Origin of the sequence: Gibbsiella quercinecans (assembly GCF_002291425.1) — a bacterium.
GTDB classification, from domain to species: Bacteria; Pseudomonadota; Gammaproteobacteria; order Enterobacterales; family Enterobacteriaceae; genus Gibbsiella; species Gibbsiella quercinecans.
The window spans coordinates 2,779,109-2,804,696 of record NZ_CP014136.1 but is presented as its reverse complement, the minus strand read 5'-3'; the positions used below and the strand labels follow the sequence as shown (position 1 = coordinate 2,804,696).

At 52.2% G+C, this 25,588-nt stretch carries 22 protein-coding genes; 15 read left to right on the top strand and 7 right to left on the bottom strand.

Annotation, left to right across the window (positions count from 1 at the left end):
* Positions 1-9: 9 nt before the first annotated feature.
* The gene (locus ACN28Q_RS12965; RefSeq protein ID WP_095846720.1) at positions 10-996 is read right to left on the bottom strand and encodes an autoinducer 2 ABC transporter substrate-binding protein; all 987 of its coding nucleotides are present in this window, start codon (positions 994-996) and stop codon (positions 10-12) included.
* Between the two features lie 442 nt (positions 997-1,438).
* A complete protein-coding gene (gene uspA, locus ACN28Q_RS12960) occupies positions 1,439-1,894 on the bottom strand; it encodes a universal stress protein UspA (protein ID WP_095846719.1) in 456 nt (151 codons plus the stop codon).
* Positions 1,895-2,447: 553 nt separating this feature from the next.
* Here uspA and uspB point away from each other — a divergent pair.
* Positions 2,448-2,783: a universal stress protein UspB gene (uspB, locus tag ACN28Q_RS12955; protein WP_095846718.1), complete on the top strand. Its 336-nt coding sequence runs from the start codon at positions 2,448-2,450 to the stop codon at positions 2,781-2,783.
* 106 nt (positions 2,784-2,889) lie between these two features.
* On the opposite strand, the gene pitA is transcribed toward uspB, so the two are convergent.
* Positions 2,890-4,386 (bottom strand): inorganic phosphate transporter PitA, encoded by a 1,497-nt coding sequence (gene pitA / locus ACN28Q_RS12950; RefSeq protein WP_095846717.1) that lies wholly within the window; start codon positions 4,384-4,386, stop codon positions 2,890-2,892.
* A gap of 298 nt (positions 4,387-4,684) precedes the next feature.
* Between pitA and ACN28Q_RS12945 the strand changes: the two genes are divergently transcribed.
* Complete coding sequence (locus ACN28Q_RS12945) at positions 4,685-5,878, top strand: BaiN/RdsA family NAD(P)/FAD-dependent oxidoreductase (protein ID WP_095846716.1); 1,194 nt, start codon at positions 4,685-4,687, stop codon at positions 5,876-5,878.
* 51 nt (positions 5,879-5,929) lie between these two features.
* On the opposite strand, the gene ACN28Q_RS12940 is transcribed toward ACN28Q_RS12945, so the two are convergent.
* The 3 genes from ACN28Q_RS12940 to ACN28Q_RS12930 form a co-directional block, all read right to left on the bottom strand.
* Positions 5,930-8,965, bottom strand: coding sequence for an autotransporter outer membrane beta-barrel domain-containing protein (locus tag ACN28Q_RS12940; protein WP_095846715.1), 3,036 nt, complete (start codon positions 8,963-8,965; stop codon positions 5,930-5,932).
* Positions 8,966-9,206: 241 nt separating this feature from the next.
* The gene (locus ACN28Q_RS12935; RefSeq protein WP_095846714.1) at positions 9,207-10,313 is read right to left on the bottom strand and encodes a porin; all 1,107 of its coding nucleotides are present in this window, start codon (positions 10,311-10,313) and stop codon (positions 9,207-9,209) included.
* A gap of 347 nt (positions 10,314-10,660) precedes the next feature.
* Positions 10,661-11,314 carry an HAD-IA family hydrolase gene (locus ACN28Q_RS12930; RefSeq protein ID WP_095846713.1) on the bottom strand — a complete coding sequence of 218 codons (654 nt, stop codon included), beginning with the start codon at positions 11,312-11,314 and terminating at the stop codon, positions 10,661-10,663.
* 211 nt (positions 11,315-11,525) lie between these two features.
* Between ACN28Q_RS12930 and ptsP the strand changes: the two genes are divergently transcribed.
* The 12 genes from ptsP (at position 11,526) to gntR (ending at position 23,474) form a co-directional block, all read left to right on the top strand.
* Positions 11,526-14,222, top strand: a complete 2,697-nt coding sequence (gene ptsP, locus ACN28Q_RS12925; protein ID WP_329957324.1) for a phosphoenolpyruvate--protein phosphotransferase — start codon at positions 11,526-11,528, stop codon at positions 14,220-14,222.
* 40 nt (positions 14,223-14,262) lie between these two features.
* Positions 14,263-15,324: a PTS fructose transporter subunit EIIC gene (locus ACN28Q_RS12920; RefSeq protein WP_095846711.1), complete on the top strand. Its 1,062-nt coding sequence runs from the start codon at positions 14,263-14,265 to the stop codon at positions 15,322-15,324.
* A 16-nt stretch (positions 15,325-15,340) separates the two neighbouring features.
* A complete protein-coding gene (locus tag ACN28Q_RS12915) occupies positions 15,341-16,594 on the top strand; it encodes a class II D-tagatose-bisphosphate aldolase non-catalytic subunit (protein WP_095846710.1) in 1,254 nt (417 codons plus the stop codon).
* Positions 16,595-16,614: 20 nt separating this feature from the next.
* The gene (locus tag ACN28Q_RS12910) at positions 16,615-16,932 is read left to right on the top strand and encodes a PTS fructose-like transporter subunit IIB (RefSeq protein WP_095846709.1); all 318 of its coding nucleotides are present in this window, start codon (positions 16,615-16,617) and stop codon (positions 16,930-16,932) included.
* A gap of 70 nt (positions 16,933-17,002) precedes the next feature.
* The gene (tal, locus tag ACN28Q_RS12905; RefSeq protein ID WP_095849023.1) at positions 17,003-17,953 is read left to right on the top strand and encodes a transaldolase; all 951 of its coding nucleotides are present in this window, start codon (positions 17,003-17,005) and stop codon (positions 17,951-17,953) included.
* A gap of 91 nt (positions 17,954-18,044) precedes the next feature.
* Positions 18,045-18,902, top strand: coding sequence for a helix-turn-helix transcriptional regulator (locus tag ACN28Q_RS12900; RefSeq protein WP_095846708.1), 858 nt, complete (start codon positions 18,045-18,047; stop codon positions 18,900-18,902).
* Positions 18,899-19,285, top strand: coding sequence for a PTS fructose transporter subunit IIB (locus ACN28Q_RS12895; protein ID WP_095846707.1), 387 nt, complete (start codon positions 18,899-18,901; stop codon positions 19,283-19,285). Before ACN28Q_RS12900 ends, ACN28Q_RS12895 begins: the two co-directional genes overlap by 4 nt.
* Before the next feature lie 189 nt (positions 19,286-19,474).
* On the top strand, positions 19,475-19,603 hold the full coding sequence (locus ACN28Q_RS12890; protein ID WP_257790434.1) for a hypothetical protein: 129 nt from the start codon (positions 19,475-19,477) through the stop codon (positions 19,601-19,603).
* 180 nt (positions 19,604-19,783) lie between these two features.
* Positions 19,784-20,464, top strand: a complete 681-nt coding sequence (fetA, locus tag ACN28Q_RS12885; RefSeq protein ID WP_095846706.1) for an iron efflux ABC transporter ATP-binding subunit FetA — start codon at positions 19,784-19,786, stop codon at positions 20,462-20,464.
* On the top strand, positions 20,451-21,224 hold the full coding sequence (gene fetB / locus ACN28Q_RS12880) for an iron efflux ABC transporter permease subunit FetB (protein ID WP_095846705.1): 774 nt from the start codon (positions 20,451-20,453) through the stop codon (positions 21,222-21,224). The genes fetA and fetB overlap by 14 nt, the downstream gene beginning before the upstream one ends.
* 447 nt (positions 21,225-21,671) lie before the next feature.
* Positions 21,672-22,367, top strand: coding sequence for a pirin family protein (locus tag ACN28Q_RS12875; RefSeq protein WP_095846704.1), 696 nt, complete (start codon positions 21,672-21,674; stop codon positions 22,365-22,367).
* A gap of 111 nt (positions 22,368-22,478) precedes the next feature.
* Positions 22,479-23,474 (top strand): gluconate operon transcriptional repressor GntR, encoded by a 996-nt coding sequence (gene gntR / locus ACN28Q_RS12870; protein ID WP_095846703.1) that lies wholly within the window; start codon positions 22,479-22,481, stop codon positions 23,472-23,474.
* A gap of 5 nt (positions 23,475-23,479) precedes the next feature.
* Here the strand turns inward: gntR and ACN28Q_RS12865 are convergent, their stop codons facing one another.
* A complete protein-coding gene (locus ACN28Q_RS12865) occupies positions 23,480-23,989 on the bottom strand; it encodes a gluconokinase (RefSeq protein WP_095846702.1) in 510 nt (169 codons plus the stop codon).
* 258 nt (positions 23,990-24,247) lie between these two features.
* Here ACN28Q_RS12865 and gntT point away from each other — a divergent pair, with 258 nt between their 5' ends.
* Positions 24,248-25,564 (top strand): gluconate transporter, encoded by a 1,317-nt coding sequence (gene gntT, locus ACN28Q_RS12860; RefSeq protein ID WP_095846701.1) that lies wholly within the window; start codon positions 24,248-24,250, stop codon positions 25,562-25,564.
* Positions 25,565-25,588: the final 24 nt, after the last annotated feature.

Below are 25,588 nucleotides of genomic sequence, written 5' to 3'. Positions count from 1 at the left end.
AGATAAAAATTAAAAGCCCAGAGATTTGGCGTTGTCTTTCGTCACTTCCAGAATTTTGTTAAACCGAATGACTTTGTGTTCCATATCGACATCCGCCTTGCCCAGCCCATCAATGGTCAGATCCGGGGTGACTTCCTTACCCTGCAGCAGCTGATCGGCCACCGTCACCAGGGCATAACCTGCGTCTTTCGGGTCCCACAGCAGGGCCTTTTTGATATCGCCGCGCATCAGATAAGGTGCCGCCTGGGCCGGCATGGCGATGCCCACGACGCTAATCTTGTCTTTGGCGCGCTTGCTGGCGACCGCCTGACCGGCACCAATCGGGCCGAGCGAGCCGAAACCGATGATGCCTTTCATCTGCGGATAGGTTTTCATCAGATCCAGCGTGGTGGCATAGGATTTGTCGATGCTTTCCGCCACCGGCAGCCGGGAAGTGACCTCAAACATGTCTGGGTACTTTTCTTTCTGGTATTTGATGGCGAAATCCGCCCAGGCATTGTGCAACGGTACAGTCAGTGAACCGACATAAATCGCGTAGCCGCCCTTACCGCCCATGTTCTTGGCCAGCTCATCAATATTGGCTTGGGCATATTTCTCACTGTCGATAGTTTCGATATCCCATTGGCCAATTTGCTGATCCGGTGATTCATGCGTGAGCACCACAATGCCTTTATCGCGCGCTTTCTTCAGCACCGGCTCCAGCACTTTGGCATCGTTCGGCACCACGATAATGGCGTTAACGTTTTTGGCGATCAGATCTTCGATCACTTTCACCTGGGCGGCGGGATCTGGGGTTGAAGGGCCGGTTTGGTAAGCATTAACGTCCAGTTTGGTCGCCGCCTCTTTAACGCCGACTTCCATACGGTTAAACCACGGAATCCCCGTAACTTTGGCGACCACGGCAATGTCATATTTCTCCGCAGCAAAGCCCGGCGTTGTTGATAATATGCACGCAGAAACCACACATGCATTGAATAATGCGAGGTTAAATTTCATAGCTGTACCTTTTTTATCTGTAGGGGGAGGTTTCTCCACGGCTGCAGATTACAAAGGAATGGAAGAGCACGCGCAGTCGAAGTTAACAAAATGTGATCTGCGCACATTTAGGTAAAATTACCGGGACTTTAGCGTTAAAAATATGTTAGTAATTTACGAGGTGGTAATATTACAACGGAGTATCGCGCGAAAAGAAACCAATAATTAACAATAAAAAAACACTGCAATAACTTAAGCGGCTTTACCTGCCGTGGTATAACCACTGCAGCCAGGAGGCGATAACGCTATTGGTGGGATCTGTGAACAGTATCACTTTTAGCCGGTGCAAAGACAGCCCCGCCTGGTTGAGGTTATACGCTTACGGCACAAAGGAACGGCGCGCCGGCCTGCCGCCGGGAAAGAACCCCATCCCGAAAAGGATGGGGGTGAAGCAAAATCGAACTTACTCGGTTTCTTCTTCTTCAGCTTCGTCGTCATCGCGCAACGGCACGATCAGCATATCGATATGCACGGTGTTGATCAGTTGGCGCGCGGAGGACATCAGCTTGCTCCAGAAGTCCTGATGGTGGCCGCACAGCACCAGATCCATATCGTATTTTCTGATGGCATCGACCAGCACCTGCGCCAAATCGCCGCTGCCGCTCAGGGTTTGGGTAATCGGATAACCGGCGTTCTGCGACAGTTCGGCCAGTGCGTGGCGGGTTTCTTCAGAGATGCGCTTTTGCATATCGCCAAGGTTGACGTCGATCAGGCCGGTGTAAAGATCGGAATAGTTAACATCCACATGAATCAGAGACACCTTCGCATTATACGGCCGCGCCATTGATACGGCTTTCTCGACCAGAGTCTTGCTTTCTGGCGATAGGTCAACCGCGATCAGAATGTGTTTGTAAGCCATGAGAATACTCCTTCCATATAAGGCTGATTAAAGAGTTAGCAGGTATTCGGCGTTGCAATCCGGCGCTTTCGGTTTACCTGCATAATATCATTCAGATAACACAGTGAAATGTTGGGGCGATCACACTGCATTGTATCAATCGATTCTGTCACCGTTACGCTTCCGTTTTACACCGACAGCGCTGAAAATCCTATTATTTAAGTGGATATTACTCGCCTGCGCGCCAGAAAGATAAGCGTATCTGCTCAAAAGTATAGCCTGATCGCCGTTACTCATCGCGTAGTAAAAAGCTGTGGTTATGCGTTATAACCAAGTGGCAGGTGACAATCGAACGGATTGCGATAAATTTTATGCATGATGCAGATTGGTTTGCGTCTCATTATCCTACAATAATGAATAGCGGCCTCGCCGTTCCCTGTGTGATTTCAATAGCAATACCCCCTGGGGGCTCTATCGTGGGCGATGCGCCAGGAAGTCGTTGAATTTGTGGTAGTGGTTGGGTGGTTGGCCGCGGTGGATTGCCGCGGATGACAACGCCTTGAGGAGGGGAATCATGATCAGTACCGTCGCGCTGTTTTGGGCATTGTGTGTGGTCTGTGTGATAAACATGGCGCGTTATTACTCTTCTCTGCGGGCGCTGCTGGTGGTATTGCGCGGCTGTGACCCGTTGTTGTATCAATACGTCGACGGCGGGGGCTTTTTTACCACGCACGGCCAGCCGAGCAAGCAGCTAAGGCTGGTGTGGTATATCTACGCGCAGCGCTACACCGACCATCATGATCCCGAGTTCATCCGCCGCTGCGAACGGGTGCGCGGCCAGTTCGTGCTGACCTCCGCCCTGTGCGGCCTGGTGGTGATAAGCCTGCTGGCCATGCTGATTTGGTATTGAGCCAAGCCGTTTTCATACCGCTATCTCTATAGGCATTGGGTGATATACGGGCGAAAAAAATGCCAGTCAGCTTGCTGACTGGCATCGTATTCTGCGTGGATGACGCTTAGATCAGCTTGAGAGCCAACCAGTAGAGCCCGCCGGAAAGCACTATCGATACCGGCAGGGTTAACACCCATGCCATCAGGATATTCTTCACGGTTTTGCTCTGCACGCCGCCGCCATCGACGATCATCGTCCCGGCAACAGCAGAAGACAACACGTGCGTGGTGGACACCGGCATCCCGGTATAGCTGGCCACGCCGATGGACAGCGCGGCTGTCATCTGGGCCGATACGCCCTGCGCGTAAGTCATGCCCTTCTTGCCGATCTTCTCACCGATGGTTGTCGCGACGCGGCGCCAGCCCACCATAGTGCCCAACGACAGTGCCAATGCAACCGCAACAATAATCCACAACGGCGCATATTCAACGGTTTGCAGCAGATCCTGGCGCAGGTTGTTGAGGAAACGCTTATCCTCTGAAGAGGTTTCCGGCAGCTTGGCAACACGGCTTGAGGTATCGCTAACGCACATCAGCAGACGGCGCAGATGGCTGCGCTGTTCAACCGTCAGTTGATCGTAGCTTTGCAGATTATTCAGCAGGCCGGTGGTGTATTCCAGTGCAGGCAACGCGCTTGAATTGTCGCAGTGGAATTCCGCTTGCTCGGCAGCGGTGCTATCCGCGATAGAGCCCAACGGCGCCAGCGTCAGCACATGCGACAGCGAATCACCGTGCAACTGATAATACTGCTGCAAATGGTTAACGGCATCACGCGTGCGTGTGATGTCATAACCGGTTGCATTCATATTCAGCACAAAGCCGGCAGGAGCAACGCCGATCAGCACCAGCATGATCAAACCAATGCCTTTCTGGCCGTCGTTGGCGCCGTGCGAAAAGCTAACGCCGATAGCTGACAGGATAAGTGCGATGCGGGTCCAGAACGGCGGTTTGCGTTTGCCATCGACCTTTTCACGTTCGGCCGGAGTCATATGAATACGCTGACGTTTTTTAGTACTGCTCCAATAGCGGCGCAACACAAACACCATCACCCCAGCGACCAGCATCCCCACCAGTGGGGAAAAGATCAACGACAGGAAAATACTGATCATTTTCGGGATGTTCAGCGCATCGACCGCTGACGTATGGGTCACCATGGCATTGGTTAACCCCACACCGATAATGGCGCCAATCAGCGTATGGGAGCTGGAAGCCGGCAGACCAAAATACCAGGTACCGAGGTTCCAAATAATGGCGGCCAACAGCATTGAGAACACCATCGCTAACCCGTGCGCTGAACTGACGTTCAACAGCAGATCGGTTGGCAACAGATGAACAATGGCGTAGGCAACACTCAAACCACCGAGTATGACGCCAAGGAAGTTGAAGACACCTGCCATGACGACCGCAAGTTGCGAACGCATAGCGCGAGTATAAATGACAGTAGCAACCGCATTGGCCGTGTCGTGAAAGCCGTTAATGGCTTCATAAAACAAGACAAACAACAGTGCGAGAATCAACATCAGGCCGGTATGAAAATCCAGGCCAGCGAACAAATGCAACATAAGCGTTAAGCCAGGTTGGTGGACATGAACGCCGCGCATTATCGGTGACAATCGGTGCCGGGGAAAAGCAAAATATGACGTTTTTTTGATTTCAATGTGACTATTTGATGACAAATAACCAATAAAAATAATTAATTTCAATGCATTATCTGGATTTTTGACCTGTAATATTTTCTTACTTTCTTCGGTTATTATCCCCCATTAAGCGCTTTTTCTCGGTAAATTTGCCGATGAGTGGCGGCGAAATAGCGTAAAATGGCGGCCTTTTTACGGCAGTTGTGATTTTCGAGAGGCTTGGGTGGAACAGTTTGATGTCGTCATAATCGGTGCGGGCGCGGCGGGGATGTTTTGCGCGGCGCAGGCAGGGCAACTCGGCTGCCGGGTGCTGTTGCTGGATAACGGCAAAAAACCGGGCCGCAAAATTCTGATGTCTGGCGGCGGGCGTTGTAATTTTACCAACATGCACGCGGAGCCGGCGGCCTACCTTTCCAGCAACCCGCATTTTTGTAAATCGGCGCTGGCGCGTTATACCCAATGGGATTTTATCGATCTGGTCAACCGCTACGGTATCGCCTACCACGAAAAAACGCTCGGCCAGTTGTTTTGCGATGAATCGGCCCAGCAAATTGTCGATATGCTGGTGCAAGAGTGTGAGCTGGGCCAGGTCTCGCTGCGGTTGCGCAGCGAAGTGATCAGCGTAGAAAAAACCGCGGCCGGCTTCGAACTGCAGCTTAACGGTAGCAAAGTGAGCGCTCGCTCACTGGTGGTGGCCAGCGGTGGGCTTTCGATGCCGGGGCTGGGCGCAACGCCGTTCGGCTATAAGCTGGCAGAGCAGTTCGGCCTGCAGGTGTTGCCGACCCGGGCCGCACTGGTGCCATTTACCCTGCATAAACCGCTGTTGGAACATTCGCAGACGCTTTCCGGCGTCTCGGTGCCGGCAGAGATCACGGCGGAAAACGGCACCCGTTTTCGTGAAGCTATTCTGTTTACCCACCGCGGCCTGTCCGGCCCGGCGGTGCTGCAGATCTCCAGCTACTGGCAACCGGGTGAGTTTGTGAGTATTAACTTACTCCCTGCGCTTGATTTAGCGGGGTTCCTTGATGAACAACGCCAGGCGCACCCGAACCAAAGCCTGAAGAACACGCTGGCGCTGCATTTGCCAAAGCGGTTGGTAGAGTGCCTGCAAACGCTCGGGCAACTGCCGGAAGCCACCTTGAAGCAGCTCACGCCAGGCCAGATCGCAACGCTGGTGGATAACCTGCAAAACTGGCGGGTACAGCCCAACGGCACCGAAGGCTACCGTACGGCGGAAGTGACTATCGGCGGCGTTGACACCCACGCACTTTCCTCAAAAACGATGCAGGTCAACAAAGTGCCCGGCCTGTACTTTATTGGTGAAGTGGTCGACGTGACCGGCTGGCTGGGGGGATACAACTTCCAGTGGGCCTGGAGTTCTGCCTGGGCATGCGCGCAAGCGCTGGCGGCGTCGTAAAAATAAGGTGATAGCCGGCTGCGCCATCACCTTATCTTATAAGGGTAAAAATCAGAAACGCCAGATGAAGCCAGCGTTAACGCTATTGTCCTGATAGCGTGACGACAGCAGGCCACTGTAGCCCAGCGATAGCGTGGCGTTGCCGCTCACCGCAACCTCCGCGCCGGCCTTCAACAACATGGCATCGCGCGCCGCCGGTACGCCGTTCACCGTAAACGGTGTACCCCCGCCGTTAAAGCGCAGCCCGATGGCGCGATCCAACTCACTGTAATCGTGCTGCCAGCCGAGCTCGCTGCGTAGCGCCACCACGGTGGTTTTACTCAACTGCCATTGGCTATCGGCCCGTAGCCCTAGCGCCGACACCGTAGCATCGGTATGTTGCTTATCGCCGCGCAACGCCGCTGCGCCGCCGTTTTCTGCGATGCCATTGTTCTGGAAATTAATGTACGCCAGGTTGACGAACGGCTCCAGACGCAGCCGAGCGGTCTGTAGGGTGTAACCCGCCTCGGCGAACAGTTGCTCGGTACGGGCGCCGTACTGCGCCGTTAAACGATCCGACTGCGCGCTGTAGTTCACCGAACGCGCGGTGTCGATGCGGTGCCAGGTATATCCCCCGCCAGCACGCAACGCCAACGGGCCGAACTGTTTAGCGCCATACGCCGCCAGGTGGTAGTTATCGCTGTCAGCCTGCGAACCGTCGCCGCCATGCAGCGCGTTGCGCGTATAACCCGCGGCGACGCCCAGCAGCCCATCATTCGCTAACGCCGAATCCAACCCGACAAGAACCCCGTAGGTCGAAGCCTGATAGCCGGTAGCATTGGCACTGCCCGAGGCATGGTCCCAGGCCCCGATTAACTGTGCCCAGGCACCGCCGTCGTCGGCTTTAATCGCCGAAGCCGCCGCCAGCCCCTCCGCCTGGCGTAGGCGCTCATCAAGCGCTTCACGCAGGTAGCGGCTGTTATTCACCTGCGCCGCGGCGATATCCGTGTGAATTTGCCCCGATAGCTGCCGGAATGCGTGCCGCGCTTCGCTGGCCGAGCCGCTGCTGATGATGCTCTCATATACCGGATTACCCATCACCAACGAATCTGCCGCCGCCGCCACCGCACGCTCGTTTTGCGTCTGCGCAACGCTGGCAAAGCGGGTGTCGTTGCGGCCAATGTTCAGCGTTACCTGATTTGGTTGGTAAGCCAGGCCGGTGCCGAGGAACAGGTAATTCGGCGTCACCGCGTCAAAGCGCCCGCTGACGCCCTGTTGAGCCGTCAAAATAGCGTATTGCTGGCCCTGCAGACTGCGCACGTTGCTTTGCGACAGCAGGTTGCCGCTGTGTTCCAGCGCAACCGCCACCTCTCCGCCGCCGATTATCGCCGATCCCGCGCTCTGGATCCGATCGCTGCGGCCATTTGGCCCCACTTCCACTGCGTAGCGTGAGCCGGGTTCGAAACTGACGTGGCTGGCTACGTTAAGCGTGCCGATTGAATTACCCGGCGCCACCGTGCCGCCGCGGCGCACGCTCAACGAGCCGACACTGCCGGTACCACCAAGAGTGCCACTGCCCTGCACGCTAACCGGTGAGCTGACTGCGCCGTTGATCGCCAGAAGGCCCTGATTCACCAATGTGGGGCCGGAATAGGTATTTGTCCCCGTAAGTTCTAGCGTGCCCACGCCGGTTTTGGTTAACCCACCATGGCCGCTAATGTTATTACTCCAGCGGTCAAAGGCGCACTCGGCACCGCTACATACACGTTCCATCGGGGTTCCCGCGTCCAGGGTTGCGCCAATGCCGGGAATGTCGGCAACAAACTGCGTTTGGTTATAAGAGCCGGCAATATAAAATTTCTTCGGGATATCACTGGCGGTAACAAACATTTTCGGGCCGTTTAGCGCATCTTTCAGATTCAACTTGCCCCAGCCATATAACGCATCGATACCCGGCTCCCCGATATCGGTAGCAGTGGTGCGTAATACATCGGCAATTTGAGCCGCCGTCATATAAGGGAAGCGCTGCATCAGTACCGCAGCCGCGCCGGTTACCATCGGAGCGGCCATTGATGTGCCGGTATATTCATCGTATCGGGGAGCAATGGCCAATTCACCGCGCACCAACGCAGATTGGGTAATACTGCCGCCGGTTTGAGAAACCCATTGCGCCGTCGAACTATAAATGTCGGAACCGGGGGCAGAGAGGCAATAGCTTGCCGTATAACGACAGGGCGTAGAGGATATCGCCAGTTCATCCCGATCAGTAAGGTTGGTCACGACCAAATAGTTTTTTAACACATCCGGAAAGAAGTACGGCAGCCCGGCATCATACATCGGAACATTATAATTATTGTTATTGCCCGCGGCGAAGACAATCAGCTTCCCTGCGCGGGCCGCACGCAGTATGCCGGCATAGTCGTTATAAGCCGTAAAACTTTCCGTGATTGGGCGCCGGCTCGTTGCATCAATATTATTTTTTAGCGGAGTCATCTCGCGGATAATATCGCCCAGGGTGAACTGAACGTAATTGTATGTTCCCTCTGGACGGATACTATAATACCCGTATTGATTGAGCCATATTGGAGGACTTTGGGCCCAACTATTGTTTATCACGCGAACGTCGGTTTGAATCATATCCTCGACGTGGTTTTTATCATTTTGCAGATATTTAATAGCGGCAATCTTGGCGTCATAAGCAACCCCGTGCATCCCTAACCCATCGCGCTTTGCTGCCGCAATCCCGGCAACGTGCGTGCCGTGGCTACCAATGATTATCAGGTCTGTGCCATTGAAGGTGCTGTAGTTATACGGCTCCAGAGGATCAAGCTTTTGTAACTTGCCCTGCAACTCCGGGTGTTCGAAAATAGCCTCATCCAAAATGCCGATCTTAACGCCGCGGCCTGAATACCCACGGGCATAGGCATACTCTGCCCCAATGCTTTCCAACCCCCATTGCCGCTTAAACTCGTTGGTCTTCCAGCTTTCAGGTACGTTCTTTTTCCCCAGCTCATCATACTTCTCCCCAGAGATAGCATTAACTGGAAAAAACAGTCCTAAAATAACGGCACATTTCAACAACGACCAGACCCCACGTCCATGGTTCATCAAAAACCCTCCATAATATTAACGGATAAAAAATTTTCGACTGGGAATATAAATCATTATCTTTCCGGTCAAATGGCTTGCGGGTTAATCTTAATTATTCGCGGATTCTATCAAATGGATTAATAAAGATCAGGCTTACAGCGGAAAAATGCCACATTCAGGGCAGTCTGTAGCCCATCTGGATTTCCTGAATAAAGGCCCGCACCAAGAGCGAGCCTTTACTGTCAACCGTGGCCGATAGCTAGAACTGGTAGCCTAATGCAATGGCAAAGATATTGTCGTTTTTTAGCCCCAGTTTATTATCATCATTGAGCCGGTTGATTTTATAGTCCACATAGGTGGACATGTTCTTATTGAAATAGTAATAAGTACCAATCTCAATATGCTTTACCAGATCGGCACTGCCGATATTTTCAATATCTTTTGCCTTCGACTGGGCATAAGACACCGACGGGCGGAAACCGGATTTGAACTGATACTGGGCCACCAACTCTATTTTTTCAGCTTTATTGGCAAAACCATTAACGCTTGTCGCCGTACCATAAATCACGGCCGTGCCGGAAATCGGCACAATGTTGTGGCTTTCAGAGTAAGTCGCGGCCAAATAGACGCTGCCAGGATCGTATTTCAGCCCAACGGCCCATATATCGGCCTTATTCCCTTTGCCGTAGGTACCTTCTTTCTGTGCGCTCACTCTGTTGGATGAGGCATAAGCTGCGCCCACGCGTAATCCGTCAAAGACTTCATAGCTGGAAGATATGCCCCATCCATCACCGTTAGCCTTGCTGGCCGAACGGTTGTCATTCTGGTTTTTTTGGTTTTTCCCCTGATACTGCACAGCAACATTCAAACCATCAACCAGGTTAAAAAAGTTATTGTTACGGTAAGTGGCCACGCCATTGGTTCGGCCATTCATAAAGTTGTCGGTCTTGATATACGTGCCGCAACCAAATTCCGGCATCATGTCGGTCCAGGCGCCGATATCATAAATAACCCCGTAATTGCGGCCATAATCGAATGAACCCAAGTTTTTATATTTCAGGCCGGCAAACCCCAAGCGGGTCTTGGTGTCTTTGGTGCTGTCGGCTTCGGTATGATTAGCCGAAAGTTGATATTCCCATTGCCCATAACCTGATAAGTCCTCTGTAATCTGGGTGCTGCCTTTAAAACCAAACCGAACATAAGATTTATCACCGTTATTATCAGCATCCTTGGATAGGTAATGGAGCGCCTTGACCTTGCCATATAAATCAAGCCTATTTCCGTCCTTATTGTATAATTCCGCAGCAGATGCTGCATGGGTAAATAACACTGCCGGAATGATAATGGCGCAATACTTACGTCTCATCGGGGGTCCTGTTTTGTTTAATTAAAAGTCAATTGCTGCTTGCGAGGGAAAGTGCGGGGTGTTTCGAGCCAGGATAATATCGGTTTTTTATGATGTATTTATGACGTCTTCTCATCAACGTCTTTGCAGCAGCTATTCTAGACGGTTATCTCTTCAGATCAAAGCGCTATCACCCTGATGTGGTGAAAAAATACCCCATTGAAGAAAAAATATTGCGCGGCTATTTTCTGCAGTAGCGAATGGGTTAATTTGTGCTCACGCGGCCATGGCAAAAAGATAACAGGGTAATAATTAGATTATCACCGATTAAACAACGGATGACCGGTATAGTGTCGCCAAAACAGTAATTAACACTTCAGGGCGAAATAATATCCACGGGCCGCAGCAACGGAAACGCCAAGATAATCTGCGACCGTCAGAAAAGGGGTAATATCATGGGGTACCGTCTTGGTGGTTAATACTTCCACCACCGTACATCCCGCTTTTTGCGCGGAAATCAGGCCGGCGAGCGAGTCCTCAAAGGCAATACAGTCTGCGGCCTGAAGATTGAGCCGGCCGGCCCCCAACAGAAAAGGCTCCGGGTTTGGCTTACCATGCTGAATATCCTCACTGGTTACCAATACTGGCGGAGCCGGAAACCCTACCCGTTTAATCCGGGCTGAAGCCACTTTCAACGAACCAGATGTCACAACCCCCCAGGGTACCGCGAGCCGCTGCAGCGTTAACAGGAATTCCACAGCGCCCGGAACCGGCGTGATACTCGCCGTGTTACACGCTTCAAAATCTTCAAGCAGGGTAAATTCATGCACTAAAGCGACGTCACTGGCCCCAGGCATGAAATGGCGCAGGGTTGCCATTGCCGGTTTTCCATGCAGATAACGCCGGACGGCCTCACTGTCCAACCCTTTGCTATTGGCCCAGGAACGCCAGGATTCTTCTACGAAATCAAGGGAGTTAACCAAGGTACCGTCCAGATCAAACAGCAATCCTTTGAAATGCATATGTGCCCCCTGCCGTACAAAAAAATAGGTAGGGTTATTTTTTATCTCACCCGGCACCCTGCATTAAAGGGTAGAAAAGTCGCTTTTATATTTATTTTGTTATCTCTCCTATCTTGTTGGGAAATTTGTGACATCGATCCCAAACAGGAAAATAGTTTTAATACCGGTAAATATCTTTAATTTACATTGTATTATCTATGATTCGCTATAGGTGGCAAAGTATGACAGGAGTCACAAAAATATAACGAGGTTCTTTTTTTGCAGAAAAGGTGACTTTTTTACTATAGGAACTTTCCCGATAACGATAAAGGATTATAGGCATGCAACACGGAGCGTCATTCCTGTTCATCCAAATTTATCAGAAATACGATTAACGTTTTCGGGAGTGGTTATGTCAGAGCGGGTAACGTATAAATGCGAGCTGAAAGAAGGTATCCATGCGAGACCGGCAGGCCATATTGAACGCCTTTGTAATACATTCCAGTCAGAAGTGATATGGAAAAATTTACGGACGGGGTTACAGGGGAACGCCAAGAGCGCGCTTTCCATCGTCGCGACGGATACCTTATTGGGTGATGAATGCCAGATCGCATTGCAGGGTGACGATGAGTTCGATGCGGCCATGCAGCTTGCAGACCTGCTTGAGAAATTACCCGCTTTTGACGTTGATCGGGATGATGATGAAGAAACCGCTTCGCCATCTGGCTACCTGCCGCGGGCATTACGTGAGACAAAACCGCATTTTATTGAGGGCGCACGTATCGGCGGCGGCGTAGCGATGGCCAAACCGCGGGTTATCCAGAGCCTGTCTTTCGCAGAAATGCTGGCACGCGCGCCGGGCGGCGAATCGGCCCCCCAAAGCGAAAAAATGCGCTTGCTGGACGGGTTAGAAAAACTTAAACAGGAAAAGGACGCCGCCCTGCAAAATAGCCGTGGCGTTGAGCACGATATTATTCAGGCGCATTTGTCCATTATTACGGACGTGGCGTTCCAAACGGCGATTAGCGATTATATCAATGAGAATAAAAGCGCCTGGGTTGCCATTGTTTCCGCGGCAATGGATTTTTGCGAAATTCTTAACCAGTCCTCCAGTAAATATATCAAAGAACGGGCGCTGGACGTTTTTGATATCACCCTGCAATTGTTGATAAAAATCTACGGCCCGCATGCGTTGCCGCAACAGAGTCTTGAACTGCAAGAGCCCGCCATTATTCTCGCCAACAGTTTGACGCCCAGCCAATTTCTGGCAATCAATAAGGCGTATTTAACCGGGCTGGTTCTCACCGCGGCGGGCAAAACATCCCATACGGCTATTCTGGCGCGCTCGCTCGGTATCCCGGCGCTGGCCAGCATCGATTTTTCATCGCTGAATCTGGATCCACAGCATGAAATCATTATTGATGGCGATCTCGGCCTGCTGATCGCTACCCCCAGCGAGAACGTGGTGCGCTATTACCACAATGAAATTAGCACGCGGCACCTGATGCAGCAGGAAATGCTGGCCGATGTCCATGCCAAGGCCTGCACCACCGATGGCCATCGTCTTGAGATCGCCGCGAATATCGCCAGCCTTGAAGAAGCCGCGGTGGTTTTTGCCAGCGGAGCCGAAGGCGTCGGGCTGTTTCGCACGGAAATGTCGTTCATGGATCGCGCCACGCCCCCGGATTTTGCAGAGCTGTCCGCGCTTTATACCCAGGTGGTTAAACTGGCCGCCGGCAAGCCGGTGACCTTCCGCACGTTTGATATCGGCGGCGATAAACCCGTCGACTATTTAAGCATAGGCGCAGAGGAAAACCCGTTTCTGGGATACCGCGCCGTGCGCACCTATCCCCATTATCTGGCGCTTTTCAAGATGCAGCTGAAGGCGATTTTAAGCGCTTCGGCGGTGGGTAACGCCAAAATCATGATACCGATGATTGCCAGCGTTGATGAAGTTGCCTGGTGCCGGGCGGTATTGGCATCGGTTAAGCAAGAGATGGTAACGGCAGGCCAGCCCTTCGATGCAGAGATCGAACTCGGTGTGATGCTTGAAGTCCCCTCCGTGATCTTCGCCATCCCCGAAATCGCCGAATATGCCGATTTTTTCAGCGTGGGGAGTAATGACCTGACGCAATATTTGTTTGCAGCCGACCGCGGCAATAACCGGGTGGAAAGCGTTTACGATAATTATTCGCCCGCTTTTTTAAAAGCGCTGCAATTCGCGGTTGATGAAGTCCACCGTGCCGGAAAATGGATCGGTCTGTGCGGTGAACTGGGCGCCAGTAAGGATTTTCTGCCGGTATTCATCGGCATGGGATTTGATGAGCTTAGCATGAGCCATGCCGCCATCCCCGCCGTCAAACATGCATTGCGAACGTTGAACCACGCAAAATGCCGGCAATTGGCGCAGGCGTTGGTGAAGGCAAAAAACTCATCCGCAGTAAAAAACCTGCTTGCGCATCCTGATGTAAAAGCGACCGCGGAAAAACCGGTTTTAGCCCAGGAATTTATTCTTTGCGGGCTGGAAGCCAATGATAAAAACGAAGTCATTAAAAAAATGACCGATAACCTCTGGCTGCGGCACAGAACGGATAATCGAGAAAAGCTGTGTGACGATATATGGCGCCGTGAAGATTCATTCCCGACCGCGGTCGGCTTCGGTTTCGCTATTCCCCATACCAAGTCTGATTATATCAATGACTCGGCAATCAGCGTCGCCCGCCTGGCGGCACCGGTTATTTGGGGCGAGCAGGAAGTGGATACGGTCTTTATGCTGGCCATCAGTAAAACCGCAGGTGATAACGAACACATGAAGTATTTTTCGACGCTGGCCAGGAAACTTATGAATGAGGAATTTCGACATGAAATAAAAAACGCAACCACCTCCGAAGAACTCTACAACCTTATAGTCAGAACATTAGAAGTCTGAATATAAAAAAGTTACCTCATTTTAAAAAGTCGAGGTTTATATGTTTAAACTTTTAAAAAATACTAAAAGACATTTCATGACGGGCGTGTCGTACATGATTCCTTTTGTCGTCGCCGGTGGTGTTCTTCTGGCATTGGCAGTCATGTTCAGCGGCAAGGCAGCGGTACCCGATCATGGTTTTTTAAAAGCAATGTCAGAAATCGGCATCGCCGGCCTGACGTTGTTCATCCCTATTCTGGCCGGTTTTATCGCCTATTCCATGGTTGAAAAACCGGGGATTGCGCCCGGCGCGATCGGCGGTTTACTGGCGAACCAGATGGGGGCTGGTTTTCTGGGCGGGATGCTCGCCGGTATTATTGCCGGCCTGGTGGTCTATGCGCTGTTGCAATGCATCGCCAAGCTGAAAGTGCCCGATTTTCTGCGCCTGATTCTGCCGATTTTCATTATTCCGTTGGTCGGTACTTTCCTGACCGGGCTGGCTATCTATTACATCGTGGGCGATCCCGTCGCCTGGCTGATGAAATGGTTAAGCGTCTGGTTATCCGGCATGCAAGGTGCCTCATTCGTTATTCTCGGCGCCATCCTCGGTTGCATGATCACCTTCGATATGGGCGGCCCGATGAACAAGACGGCGTTCTTCTTTGCCGTCGCGCTGATCACCACCAACCCACAGCTGATGGCGGCCGTCGCCGCGCCGGTATGTACCCCGCCGTTGGGCATGGCGCTGGCAACCTTCTTGTTCAAAGGCATTTTCAATGATGAAGAGCGTGAAGCCGGCAAACCGGCGCTGATCATGGGCTGCATTGGCATCAGCGAAGGCGCGATACCTTTCGCCGCGGCCGATCCGATGCGGGTGATTCCAGCCAATATGATTGGCGGCGCGGTGGCTTCGATTATTTCGCTCTGGTTTGGCTCCACCAATGCCGCTCCGTGGGGTGGGCTGATTGTCCTGCCGGTTATCGGCAACCCGGTTGGCTACGTCATTGCCATTATTGCCGGCGCATTAACCACGGCCGTCGCCGTGAAGGTTCTAAAAACCGTAATGAAACCCAAGGCATCAGAGAAGAAAGACGATGATGGCCTGGATATTTCTTTTGACTGAAAAAGCAGGAGTTATTATGAAAAACACGTTGAAACAATATGTCGATTATATCGTTAAAGGCGGTAAGTCTACGATGCTGGGCATCGGCCCGATGTCGCCGGCGCTGATTCAAGCCTGCTTTGAGCTCGGCAAAGAAAAAGATTTGCCGCTGATGTTTATCGCCAGCCGCAATCAGGTCGACGCAGATGAATTCGGCGCCGGCTATGTGAATAACTGGGATCAATTCCGCTTTGCGGCGGATTTAAAAACCATGGCGGAGAAAGTGGGCTTTGACGGCGATTATTTCCTGTGCCGCGACCACGGTGGCCCGTGGCAGCGCGACAAGGAACGTAAAGACCATATCCCGGAAGCCGAAGCAATGGCACTGGCGCGCCGTTCTTACAAAATAGATATGGATGCCGGTTTCGATCTGCTGCATATCGATCCGACCAAAGACCCGTATGTCGTCGGCAAAGTGATTGATATCGAGCTGGTGCTGAGCCGGACGGTAGAGTTGATTCGCTTCTGTGAAGAATATCGTGAGGAAAATAACCTTAAAGAATTCTTCTATGAAGTGGGAACGGAAGAAACCAACGGCGGCCTGACCGATATCAGCGCCTATGAAGATTTTATCGTTGAGCTTAATAAACGCCTCACCGCTGAAGGCCTGCCGCAGCCGTTGTTTATCGTCGGGCAAACGGGGACATTAACCCGTTTGACCAAAAACGTCGGCCATTTCAACGATAAACAATCCGCCGAGCTCTCCGCGATCAGCACGCGCTATGGCGTCGGGTTGAAAGAGCATAACGGCGATTATCTGCCCGATGACATTCTGCTCAAGCACCCGGGACTGGGGATCACCGCGATGAACGTTGCCCCCGCTTACGGCACGATCGAAACCCGCGCTTACCTCAAACTTGCCGCGGTTGAGCAGGATCTTGCCGCGAAAGGGTTTATTCCATCCGCCTCCGAATTGAAAAGTGTCTTAACCCGTGAATGCGTGCTAAGCCATAAATGGGAGAAATGGATGACGGATGAACATAAAAATAAAACCGAGGAGCAAATTTTCAGCGAGCCGGATTTGCTGAAAGAAATTCTGGAGCTTAGCGGCCACTATAATTATGAGAAGCCCAACGTCGTGCGTGAAATGCAAAAAATGTTTGCTAATCTGAAATCATTCGGCATTGAGCCCGAACGCTATGTGGTGAATAAAATTAAGGACATGATTCAGAACGAAGCCGAATGCTTTAATATGCCAGGCCTGACCGCCCGCGTTGCCGCAGCACAGTAACAAGCAAAAAGGTAAACATGATGACTATTCTGGTTGCAGTGACTGCCTGCCCGACGGGCGTCGCACATACCTACATGGCCGCTGAATCTTTACTTATTGCCGCCCAGAAGAAAGGCTGGGAAATTAAAGTAGAGACGCAAGGCGCCACGGGTATTGAAAATGAGCTAACGCCTTCCGATATTAATAGGGCTGATATAGTCATATTAACGAACGATGTCACCATTAAAAATGAAGGCAGGTTTTCCGGTAAGAAAATAGTTCGTGTCGGCGCCAATACCGCCGTCCGGCATGGCGATAAGATCATGCAGAAAATTGCAGAAAATCTCGGTGTGAATTGATGTATTAACGGCAAGGGGTGGGCCCCTCCTTGTTCTTTTAATAATGATCGACGACGAACAGGTTTCTATAATGAATCAGCTTGAACAATTAAAGCAGCGGACAATTATTGTCGCTGACAGCGGTGATATTGACAGTATTATTGCGTATCAACCGCAGGATGCTACCACCAACCCTTCGCTTATTTATAAGGCGGCACAGCTTCCGCAATACCAAAAATTGGTTCGTGATGCCGTGGTTTCCGTTAAATCACGGCAAAAGAATGAAGATAAACTGCTCGGTGATATTGCGGATTACCTTGCGGTGAGTATCGGCACACTGATCCTGCAAAGCATCCCGGGGCGTATTTCAACGGAAGTAGATGCCCGCCTGTCGTTTGATACCGCAGCCAGTATCGCCAAGGCGCGCGAGCTGATTGCCCGCTATGAGGAAAAGGGGGTGGGCAAAGAGCGCGTCCTGATTAAGCTGGCTGCAACCTGGCAAGGCATCCGGGCGGCAGAAACGCTTGAACAAGAAGGCATCAAATGCAATCTGACGCTGTTGTTTTCCTTTGCACAGGCGCGAGCATGCGCGGATGCCGGCGTATTTCTGATTTCCCCCTTCGTCGGCCGTATTTCCGATTGGTATAAAGCCAAAAACCCGGGCGCCGTTTACACCGTTGAGCATGATCCCGGCGTGGAATCGGTCAGGAAAATTTACCACTTTTACAAGATGCATGGTTACCAAACCATTGTGATGGGGGCCAGTTTCCGTAGCCCCGAACAGGTGCTTGCTCTGAACGGTTGCGATCGCCTGACTGTTGCACCACAGCTGCTTGATAAATTGAAAAATACCGATGGCGATCTCCCCCATCAGCTCAGCTATGATGGTACGGTACAGACCAAACCACAGGTAATGAGCGAACCTGAGTTTTATTGGTCTCATAACCAGGATGCGATGGCCGTGGATAAACTGTCTGAAGGGATCCGTCTGTTCGCGATTGATCAAAACAATCTCGAAGCATTGCTAAGCCAGTATCTCTGAAGTCGCGGGCAGGAAACCTGGCCGCCGATAGTGGGCGAGCTATCCAGCGCTGTTGCGCCCTGTCCTTCCATGATCAGGCTGCAGGCGTTTTATGAGTGTATTCATACAGTCGATTTTGAGTGAGTTTAGCAATCTTTGTTCTGGTGCGGATTCAGTATTGGTGGCCAACGGCAGCGCCCAGGCGCCGACCATGGCCTATCGCCTGCACGTCCCCAGAATTGAACTGACGGTTAAAGGCGTATTGAACATGCTGCTGCCAAAAGGTGAGGACAAGATCGTGAAGTACGATCGTCCCGTGGGTTCGATTACCTATATACCGGCAAACGGCTGGAATTTTCCGCAATGGTCTGCGCCTGTCATTTCCCTGTCCGTCGTATTTTGGAAACAGGATATCGGGTTCAGCATTATCAATTGGGATGGCGCTCAGTTTAAAGAAGTCGAGAAATTTAACCTGCAGAACACCAGCAGCACCGTGCGGGACAGGTTACTTGAGCTGGCTGAATCGATGGCGTGGGCGCAAGATAAAACCAGCGAAACTTTTGCACACATTATTTATGCCTTAATCAGTGATATTTCCTATCAACTGGCTGAAGGCATGAAAGAACGGAAGGAGCCGATTTCACTTATCGACGAAATTAAACGGTTTATTGATAATAATTATCATCATGAGATCAGCCGGGAGAGCGTTGCCGATGTATTTAATATATCACCAGGATATCTTTCGCGTTTATTTTCAAAAGACTCAGACGTTAAGTTCAATGAATATCTAAAATCAACCCGGATATCACGTTCACGGGTGCTGCTGACGAACACTGCGCTGAAGATTAATGAAGTTTCTGAACGCTGTGGGTTCACGGATACAAACTATTTTTGCAAAGTTTTCCGGGAGATTAATGATTGTACTCCTCTTGAATACAGGCGAAGAAACAAAGGTATAAGTTTATTATGACGCAGATAATCAAAGAAGAGGCACTTCACGCCAGCGGTGATAAAAAGCTAAGCATTGTTGCCGTTACGGCATGTGCGACAGGCGTCGCTCACACCTATATGGCCGCTGAACAGCTGGAAAGATTGGCGAAAGACAATAATCTGGCGATCAAGATCGAAACCCAGGGGGTATTGGGAATAAAAAACAAGGTCACCGCGGCAGACGTCAATCTGGCGGATTTGGCGATCATCGCCTCCGACATCACGATCGATGAGCCATCGCGCTTTGATGGCTGCCGGATTATTAATGTCAGGATTAGTTCATTGTTGCTCAGGCCTTCCGAACTGATCGTGAGTATCAAGAAGATCATTCATCAGCCGCGAGGTAAGGTTATCGATTTGTAGCCCGTAATGGTTTCTTCAATGCCTCTGCTTACCCTTTATGATAAGAATCTTTTTTCTTAGATATGCGGGTGCCTGTTTAAAATCGCTCAACCGATTATTGTCCATCCTCACCATTTCCCATCCTGCCGCTATTGCTCTTTACTTTGCCCAAATGTTGCCCGTTTCAACCGCCAGCCAACGGCAAAAACGGTGATTGACGCCAACGGCAGACGTAACGGGTTGATCAATCGCCCCGTTGGAATCGACGAATACCGGGTCTGGCTGGTGGTGGGGGAACAAAATCCGGCCAAAAACCAGAGTGTGCGCCTGCAAAAATAATACGAGCGTTGCCTGCCCGTTTCTGCAAGCCCTATACTAGGCGGCGTTCCGCTGGCGGTTATTTTGCGGCCCCTTTCGCTAACAAGCGCCTTATTTGCCCACATCCCTGATGATAATGCCGGGTTGCAGGCGCCATGGCGCGAATCGCCAGTATTTTTAAAAAAAGCAACCGGAGTCATAATGAAGGAAAGCAGTAGTATATTGGAATTAGATGATATTCATTATCAAATAGATGACACGGTTATTCTCGACTCCGTTTCTTTCCGCCTGCAGCCCGGTGAATTTAAGTTGATCACCGGCCCTTCCGGATGCGGGAAAAGTACCCTGCTGAAAATAATCTCTTCTTTGATCAGCCCCACGCGCGGGCGAATTCTCTTTGCGGGCAAAAATATTGATGACATCCCGCCAGAGGAATATCGCAAGCAGGTTTCTTATTGTTTCCAAACGCCGGCGCTGTTTGGCGACACCGTTTATGACAACCTGGCGTTGCCCTATCAAATCCGCAAGGTAAAGCCGGACGAGCAAAAGCTGGCGCAGGATCTGCAGCGTTTTTCATTAGCGCCCGACATGTTGAAAAAAAGCATTAATGAGCTTTCCGGCGGGGAGAAACAGCGGGTTTCCCTGATCCGTAATCTGCAGTTTTTACCCAAGCTCCTGCTGCTGGATGAAATCACCAGTGCGCTGGATGAAGAAAACAAGGCCAGGGTGAATGCGCTGATTCAGCAATACGTCAAACAGCAGAAAATGGCGGTGCTGTGGGTGACGCACGATACCAACGAGATCGGCCACGCGGACGACGTGATCACACTGAGCGCCAATGCACGGGCAAAGCAGGAGGAGAAAAACAATGAACCAACATAACATCACCAATGAATCACTGGGCCTGTCGATGCTTCTGGTGCTAATCGCCATTCTGATTAGCCACAAAGAAAAGCTGGGGCTGGAAAAAGACATCATCTGGAGCATTTGCCGGGCGGTCGTGCAACTGGTGATTGTCGGCTATGTGCTGAAATACATATTCGATCTGAACAACAGCCTGCTGACCGTGCTGATGGTGCTGTTCATCTGCTTCAACGCCGCTTATAACGCGCAAAAGCGCAGCAAATATATCGACCGTGCCTTTTTCATCTCCCTGGTGGCGATTACCACCGGGGCGGTGCTGACGCTGGCCGTGCTGGTGCTGACCCGCTCAATTGTGTTCACCCCCATGCAGGTGATCCCGATCTCCGGCATGATCGCGGGCAACGCGATGATCGCCGTTGGCCTGTGCTACAACAACCTGGGGCAACGCTTTAAAGACGAACAGCAGAAAATTCAGGAAATGCTCAGCTTGGGGGCTTCGCCGAAGTTTGCTTCCGCCGCCTTGATCCGCGACAGCATTCGCGCCTCGCTGATCCCCACCGTGGATGCGGCAAAAACCGTTGGTTTGGTTAGCCTGCCAGGGATGATGTCCGGCCTGATATTTGCCGGCATCGATCCGGTGAAAGCGATCAAGTATCAGATTATGGTGACATTTATGCTGTTGGCCACCGCCAGCCTGTCGACCATCATTGCCAGCTACCTCGCCTATCGCAAGTTTTACAACCGCCGTGAACAACTGATTGTCAGCCTACTGAAGTAATCCCCTCCGTAACGGCCCCGGTGTGGGGCCGTTTGCTCAGCCGACGTTATTTGTTCCGGCCCAGGCGGCAATCTGCATGATACAAAGAATAACCGCTGGAATTATCAGCGTATTCCCGCTAAACGAGATTATTTCGCATTAGGCAAAAAAACACTTTACAGCTGCGAATGATAATGATTATTATTGCCATGCGTTCTCGGGATGGTCATCAAATTTTGCTGCCATCACTTGAAGGCACGACATTGCTCACATTGCTTCCAGTGTTTACTTAGCCAGCTCGGGTGCTGGCTTTTTTTTTGCCTTGCGTTGACGCTTCCCCCTCTCGTTAAACCCCCTGTTTCTGGTCATGCTATTCCATCGAATTTCTTGAACAGAGAGGTGAGTTTTTTACGCTTTCTTCTTTTTCAGCCAGGCATAGACTGAATAAAACATTGAGGAGAGTTGAACATGATTTATTTACGTAAGGCACAAGATCGCGGCCATGCCAATCACGGTTGGCTGGATAGCTGGCATACCTTCTCGTTTGCAAACTACTATGATCCAGACTTCATGGGGTTCTCCGCACTGCGGGTGATTAATGAAGATGTGATCGACGGCGGGCAAGGCTTTGGCACCCATCCGCACAAGGATATGGAAATTCTGACCTACGTGTTGAGCGGCACGGTTGAACACCAGGACAGCATGGGCAACAAGGAGCAGATTAACGCCGGTGAGTTCCAGATCATGAGCGCCGGCACCGGGGTGCGCCATTCGGAGTACAATGCCAATAGCGATCGCCCGCTGCACCTGTACCAGATCTGGATTATCCCGGCACAGACCGGCCTGCCGCCGCGCTATGAACAGCGCATGTTCGACGCGCCGCAGGGGCGCCAACTGGTGCTATCGCCAGATGCGCGCGACGGTTCGCTGCAGGTCTTTCAGGATATGACGCTGTGGCGTTGGGCGCTGAACGCCGGTGAACAGTCGGCATACCCGATCCCCGCCGGGCGGCGCATCTGGATCCAGGTGGTGCGTGGCAGCGTAACGGTTAACGGTCACCCAGCAGGCGCCAGCGATGCATTCGCCGTGTGGGATGAAACGGCATTGACCATCCAGGCCGCGCAAGACAGCGAAATATTGCTGTTCGATCTGCCGCCGGTGTGATGCCGCGCTTATACCGGCCCCGCCCTGGGGCCGGCCTTGAGACAATAATACCGGGCCGCCATTTTTTTTGCTAAAATGGTGGCCCATTCACGGATTGCCAGTTCATCAATAATGAAGAAAAAACGGCCGGTACTTCAAGATGTTGCAGATCGGGTTGGCGTCACCAAGATGACGGTAAGCCGTTATTTGCGCAATCCCGACCAGGTTTCAGCTTCTTTGCGGCAAAAAATTGCCGTTGCACTCGATGAGCTGGGCTATATTCCCAACCGCGCGCCGGACATTCTTTCCAATGCCACCAGCCGCGCTATCGGCGTGCTGTTGCCCTCGCTGACCAACCAGGTATTCGCCGAGGTGTTGCGCGGTATTGAGAGCGTGACCGACGCACACAATTACCAGACCATGCTGGCGCACTATGGCTACCTGCCGGAGCGTGAAGAAGAACGCCTGACGTCGTTATTGTCTTATAACATCGACGGCCTGATCCTCTCTGAACGCCACCATACGCCGCGCACCTGCAAAATGATTGAGATCGCCGGCATCCCGGTGGTGGAACTGATGGACTGCGTCTCGCCCTGCATCGATCTGGCAGTGGGCTTCAACAACTTTGAAGCCGCACGCCAGATGACCCAGCAGATCATCACCCGTGGCTACCGGCACGTGGTGTATCTGGGCGCGCGGCAGGATGAGCGCACCATCATCAAACAGCAAGGTTATGAGCAGGCCATGCGCGAATCTGGGCTGGAACCCTACAGCGTGATGACCAAGCGCTCTTCTTCCTATTCAGGCGGGGGCGAGCTGTTGCGCCAGGCGCAGCGTGATTACCCGCAGATCGACAGCATTTTTTGTACCAATGATGACCTGGCGATCGGCGCGGCGTTCGAATGCCAGCGGCAAGGGCTGGCGATCCCGCAGGATATGGCGATTGCCGGTTTTCACGGCCACGATATCGGGCAGGTGATGACGCCAAAGCTGGCTAGCGTGCTGACGCCGCGTGAACGTATGGGGCAGATCGGCGCAGAGCGCCTGCTGGCCCGCCTGCGCGGGGAAACGGTCGTGCCCAAAATGGTCGATGTCGGCTTTACCATCATCCCCGGCGGCAGCATCTAAGCGAATTATTTCGCCTTTAACGCGGTAACGCAGCGTTGCACCACGCTGGCGACGTCGGTATCAATATCGATGCAGATCACGTCTTTTTCATCCGGGCCGGGCGCTTCCAGCGCGTCAAACTGGCTTTTCAGCAGCTCAGGCGGCATAAAGTGCCCGGCACGTGCCTTCATGCGGTTGAGTATCACATCGAAGCTGCCTTTCAGGTAAATAAACACCATATTGTCGTTATCTTTGCGCAGGCGGTCGCGGTAGCGGCGTTTCAACGCGGAGCAGACAATAATGCCGGTTTCGTTTTTATGAACCAGGCTATAGGCCGCATCATTCAACCGTTCCAGCCACGGCGCCCGATCGTCATCGTTGAGCGGGTGGCCGCTCGCCATCTTCTGGATATTGGCGCGCGGATGCAAATCGTCGCCGTCGATGAATTTTGCATGGATTTCCTGCGCCAACGCCGCGCCAATCGTGGATTTGCCGCTGCTGGAGACGCCCATCAGGATGATGCTTTTTCCTGCCATAATTTTGATCTCTATCTCAGAATGCGAATTTTGCTGGGTAACCTGGTTCCGAATATTACCATGTTACCGGTATCATGATACCGGTAACAAATGGAGATGTGATTATTGTCACAAAGGATAGATCACCCGAGATAAGAATTTTGTACCCCATCGCCCTCATGCTCTCTTGGCATCAGATGAGGGCGCCAATATAGAGCAAACACCCTGTTCGCCGCAGTATCGCAAACAGGCTAAGCAGTAAAAATTGGAGAAAAAATTATGCCATTAGTGATTGTTGCCGTCGGCGTAGCGCTACTGTTGCTGCTGATGATTCGCTTTAAGCTGAACGGCTTTATCTCTTTGGTGCTTGTTGCCCTGGCGGTTGGTATCATGCAAGGCATGCCGGTAGACAAAGTCATTGCCTCCATTAAGGCCGGCGTTGGCGGCACGCTTGGGAGCTTGGCATTGATCATGGGCTTCGGCGCCATGCTCGGCAAGTTGTTGGCGGACTGCGGCGGCGCACAACGCATCGCCACCACGTTGATCGATAAGTTCGGCAAAAAAAATATTCAGTGGGCAGTAGTGCTGACCGGTTTCACCGTCGGCTTTGCGCTGTTCTATGAAGTGGGTTTTGTGCTGCTGCTGCCGCTGGTATTTACCATTGCCGCTTCCGCACGTATCCCGCTGCTGTATGTTGGGGTGCCGATGGCCGCCGCCCTGTCCGTTACCCACGGCTTTCTGCCGCCACACCCAGGGCCAACGGCAATCGCCACCATCTTCCATGCGGACATGGGGCTAACCCTGCTGTACGGCACCATATTGGCGATCCCCACCGTTATTCTGGCCGGGCCGGTGTATGCCCGTTTCCTGAAAGGGATTGATAAACCGGTACCGGAAGGCCTGTATAACCCGAAAACCTTCACCGAAGAAGAGATGCCGAGCTTTGGCGTCAGCGTGGCAACCGCGCTGGTGCCAGTGATCCTGATGGCGATGCGCGCCATCGCGGAGATGGTATTGCCGAAGGGCCATGCGGTGCTGCCTTACGCCGAGTTTTTTGGCGATCCGGTGATGGCAACGCTGATCTCGGTGCTGATAGCCATCTTTACCTTTGGTCTGAACCGTGGCCGCACCATGGATGAAGTGATGGGCACCATTACCGATTCGATAAAAATCATCGCCATGATGCTGTTGATCATCGGCGGTGGCGGCGCCTTCAAACAGGTGCTGGTCGATAGCGGCGTGGAGCAATACATTGCCGGCATGATGCACGGCAGCAATGTGTCGCCGCTGCTGATGGCCTGGTCGATTGCCGCCGTGTTACGTATTGCGCTGGGCTCGGCAACCGTGGCGGCGATTACCGCCGGCGGTATTGCTGCCCCGCTGATTGCCACCACCGGCGTAAGCCCGGAGTTGATGGTGATTGCGGTCGGTTCCGGCAGCGTGATTTTCTCGCACGTGAACGATCCGGGCTTCTGGTTGTTCAAGGAGTATTTCAACCTGACCATCATGGAAACCATCAAATCCTGGTCAGTGCTGGAAACCATTATCTCAGTCTGCGGCCTGATCGGCTGCCTGCTGCTGGAAAGGCTGATTTAACCCGAAACGGGCGCGGCATGCCGC

Bases quoted from the DNA above. Each gene is read 5' to 3' on its own strand.
- ACN28Q_RS12965 (WP_095846720.1), bottom strand. From the start codon at position 996: ATGAAATTTAACCTCGCATTATTCAATGCATGTGTGGTTTCTGCGTGC.
- uspA (WP_095846719.1), bottom strand. From the start codon at position 1,894: ATGGCTTACAAACACATTCTGATCGCGGTTGACCTATCGCCAGAAAGC.
- uspB (WP_095846718.1), top strand. From the start codon at position 2,448: ATGATCAGTACCGTCGCGCTGTTTTGGGCATTGTGTGTGGTCTGTGTG.
- pitA (WP_095846717.1), bottom strand. From the start codon at position 4,386: ATGTTGCATTTGTTCGCTGGCCTGGATTTTCATACCGGCCTGATGTTG.
- ACN28Q_RS12940 (WP_095846715.1), bottom strand. From the start codon at position 8,965: ATGAACCATGGACGTGGGGTCTGGTCGTTGTTGAAATGTGCCGTTATT.
- ACN28Q_RS12935 (WP_095846714.1), bottom strand. From the start codon at position 10,313: ATGAGACGTAAGTATTGCGCCATTATCATTCCGGCAGTGTTATTTACC.
- ACN28Q_RS12930 (WP_095846713.1), bottom strand. From the start codon at position 11,314: ATGCATTTCAAAGGATTGCTGTTTGATCTGGACGGTACCTTGGTTAAC.
- ACN28Q_RS12920 (WP_095846711.1), top strand. From the start codon at position 14,263: ATGTTTAAACTTTTAAAAAATACTAAAAGACATTTCATGACGGGCGTG.
- ACN28Q_RS12915 (WP_095846710.1), top strand. From the start codon at position 15,341: ATGAAAAACACGTTGAAACAATATGTCGATTATATCGTTAAAGGCGGT.
- ACN28Q_RS12910 (WP_095846709.1), top strand. From the start codon at position 16,615: ATGACTATTCTGGTTGCAGTGACTGCCTGCCCGACGGGCGTCGCACAT.
- tal (WP_095849023.1), top strand. From the start codon at position 17,003: ATGAATCAGCTTGAACAATTAAAGCAGCGGACAATTATTGTCGCTGAC.
- ACN28Q_RS12900 (WP_095846708.1), top strand. From the start codon at position 18,045: ATGAGTGTATTCATACAGTCGATTTTGAGTGAGTTTAGCAATCTTTGT.
- ACN28Q_RS12895 (WP_095846707.1), top strand. From the start codon at position 18,899: ATGACGCAGATAATCAAAGAAGAGGCACTTCACGCCAGCGGTGATAAA.
- fetA (WP_095846706.1), top strand. From the start codon at position 19,784: ATGAAGGAAAGCAGTAGTATATTGGAATTAGATGATATTCATTATCAA.
- fetB (WP_095846705.1), top strand. From the start codon at position 20,451: ATGAACCAACATAACATCACCAATGAATCACTGGGCCTGTCGATGCTT.
- ACN28Q_RS12875 (WP_095846704.1), top strand. From the start codon at position 21,672: ATGATTTATTTACGTAAGGCACAAGATCGCGGCCATGCCAATCACGGT.
- gntR (WP_095846703.1), top strand. From the start codon at position 22,479: ATGAAGAAAAAACGGCCGGTACTTCAAGATGTTGCAGATCGGGTTGGC.
- ACN28Q_RS12865 (WP_095846702.1), bottom strand. From the start codon at position 23,989: ATGGCAGGAAAAAGCATCATCCTGATGGGCGTCTCCAGCAGCGGCAAA.
- gntT (WP_095846701.1), top strand. From the start codon at position 24,248: ATGCCATTAGTGATTGTTGCCGTCGGCGTAGCGCTACTGTTGCTGCTG.